The organism is Mesorhizobium sp. M2A.F.Ca.ET.037.01.1.1 (assembly GCF_003998075.1).
GTDB lineage: Bacteria > Pseudomonadota > Alphaproteobacteria > Rhizobiales > Rhizobiaceae > Mesorhizobium.
This window is the reverse complement of record NZ_RZSA01000973.1, coordinates 1-2,405: the sequence shown is the minus strand read 5'-3', so window position 1 is coordinate 2,405 and position 2,405 is coordinate 1. Positions and strand designations below refer to the sequence as shown.

Here is a 2,405-nt window from a genome sequence, read left to right as displayed (position 1 = left end):
GTTCCGGCTGGACCGAAGGCAGCGCCATGTCGGCCGCCCGCCACGCCGCCTTCAGCCCGGCCTGGTCGCCGTCGAAGCAAAGCACCGGCTCGGGCGCCATGCGCCACAACAGCTCGAGCTGGTTTTCGGTGAGCGCGGTGCCGAGCGGCGCCACGGCATTCTCGAACCCGGCCTGCGCCAGCGCGATGACGTCCATATAGCCTTCGACCGCGATCACCGTGCCGCCCTTGGCGAGTGCCTTGCGGGCGCGGGCGAAATTGTAGAGCACGTTGCCCTTGTGGAAGAGCTCGGTGTCGGGCGAGTTCATGTATTTGGCCAAGGCATCGGGCGCCAGCGCCCGCCCGCCGAAGGCGATGATCTTGCCGCGCGAATCCGGGATGGGGAACATGATGCGGTCGCGGAACCAGTCATAGGAAACCGGAATGTCTTCGCCGTGCCGCACCAGGCCGCAAGCCTCGATATCGGCCTTCGGCACGCCCTTGGCGGCGAGATGCTCTTTCAAGGCGTTGCGGCTGTCGGGCGCATAGCCCAGCCGGAACGATTGCTGCGTCGCCGACGTCAGTCCGCGCTCCCTGAGATACGCACGGGCTTTAGCACCGTCGGCGCTCTGCAGTCGCTCCTGGAAGAAGGCGGTCGCCATCTCCATCACCTCAGTCAGGCTGGCGCGCTCCTTCTCGCGCCGTTCTTCCCGTTCATCGCGCACCGGCATCGGCACGCCGGCCATTTCGGCGATCTTCTCGACCGCCTCGGGGAAGCTCATGCCGTCTAGCTCGGTGAGGAACTTGAAATGATCGCCCGAAACCGAGCAGCCGAAGCAGTGATAACGGCCCTTCTTGTCCTCGCAGTGGAAGGACGGGCTTTTCTCGCCGTGGAACGGGCAGCAGGCCCAATAGTCGCCGCGCGACGCGTTGGTCTTCTTCCTGTCCCACGCGACACGCGTGCCGATCACCGATGAAATCGGCACGCGGTCGCGTATCTCGTCGAGGAAGGCGGGCGGAAAGCGCATCTAAGAAAGCTCGTTTGCCCTCCATATAATCAAGCCGGCCGGGCGCTGCGACTCTGTCGGGCCCATCGTACCCGCTTTTCACAGACCAAAAGAAGACGGCCGGATGGCCGCCTTCTGAATTTCCGGATTGCCGGGATTAGCGCGCGGCGATGGCGCCGAAGATGATGCCGGAAAGGATGCTGACCAGCACATAATCGTTGCCGACGCGGATCCACTCCTGGCCGGGGCCCGGGCGGCGCAGGCCGTAGCGGTGCCAGTCGCGGATCGACTGGTGGCGCCTCCAGTTGGAATACTTCTGGCCATTGCGCCAGTGGCTGCGCCTAACTACGACCTTCTTCTTCAAGACGACCCGCTTGTCGACATGCCGGCCGGGCTTCTGCCAGTCGACCTGCGTGTAATTCGACTGCGGCGCGCTCGGCTGGGCGAGCGGCGCGGCCTGGCCGGAGAAGGCCGAGGCGGCCAGCATCGAGGCGGTGACGGCGGAAAGTATGAGACGCTTCATGGTCGGTACTCCTTGTTGTCGATAGACGCAGGAGTAACCGCCAGCGGATGAACCGAAACTGAACGTTAGAATTACAATTCTGTAATGATTTCCGATGCTTGCTCAAGCCGCTTCAACAACGCTGCGGATTTCCCGGGCCACGCCGCCAAGCGTTGGGCAGCATGAAGCGAAGCGCAGCCGCCAGGCGCATGCAACCAATGCCTTTTCCGTTCATTTCCGACATGCGCCGTCGAGCGGAGACGATCCCCGCATTACAAAATCTATTATCCGGCTAATCTTAATTGGTGTATTTCCAGGCCTCGAGATGGCTAAGATTCGTACCTCTCTCCGCGCTGCCAGAGCTACCCCGCGGGGTTGGCTGTGAGCGGCTCCGTCGTCCTCCTGCACCTTGCCGGCGCGGTGGCGCTGATGCTGTTCGCCACCCGCATGGTGAAGACAGGGGTCGAGCGCGCCTATGGTGACGTGCTGCGCCACAGGCTGCGCGCCACCATGCGCAATCCGGTCATGGCGGTGCTCACAGGCTGCGGCCTGGCGGTCGCGCTGCAGAGCTCAACCGCGGTGACGCTGCTGGTCGGCTCCTTCGCCGGCGCCGGCATCGTTTCGGGCGCCGCCGGACAACTGGCGGTGCGCGGCGCCGAGATCGGTTCGGCGCTGGTGGCCAAGCTGCTCACCTTCGATCTGACGCTTTTGGTGCCGCTCTGCCTGATCGCTGGCACGGTCATGTTCATGGCCACCGAGCGGCGGGATTGGCGGCAGACGGGCCGCATCCTGATCGGCGTCGGCCTGCTGATCCTGTCTCTGGAGATGATCGGCCAGGCGTCGGAGCCGCTGCGCAACAGCCAGCTGATGCCGCTGATCATCAATTATTTCTCCGGCGACTCCATCACCACCTATCTG

At 64.0% G+C, this 2,405-nt stretch carries 3 protein-coding genes; 1 reads left to right on the top strand and 2 read right to left on the bottom strand.

Annotated elements, in window-relative coordinates; translation table 11 throughout:
- Nucleotides 1-1,006: DNA primase (gene dnaG, locus EOA27_RS32120; RefSeq protein WP_127258210.1), on the bottom strand; the 1,006-nt coding region annotated here is incomplete at its 3' end.
- A gap of 136 nt (nucleotides 1,007-1,142) precedes the next feature.
- On the bottom strand, nucleotides 1,143-1,508 hold the full coding sequence (locus tag EOA27_RS32115; RefSeq protein ID WP_126081755.1) for an RcnB family protein: 366 nt from the start codon (nucleotides 1,506-1,508) through the stop codon (nucleotides 1,143-1,145).
- Between the two features lie 360 nt (nucleotides 1,509-1,868).
- Here EOA27_RS32115 and EOA27_RS32110 point away from each other — a divergent pair.
- Nucleotides 1,869-2,405, top strand: a 537-nt coding sequence (locus EOA27_RS32110; protein ID WP_145970678.1) for a Na/Pi symporter, incomplete at its 3' end; no start/stop codon positions are given.

Excerpts from the sequence above, each read along its gene's own strand:
- EOA27_RS32115 (WP_126081755.1), bottom strand. The coding sequence starts at position 1,508 with ATGAAGCGTCTCATACTTTCCGCCGTCACCGCCTCGATGCTGGCCGCC.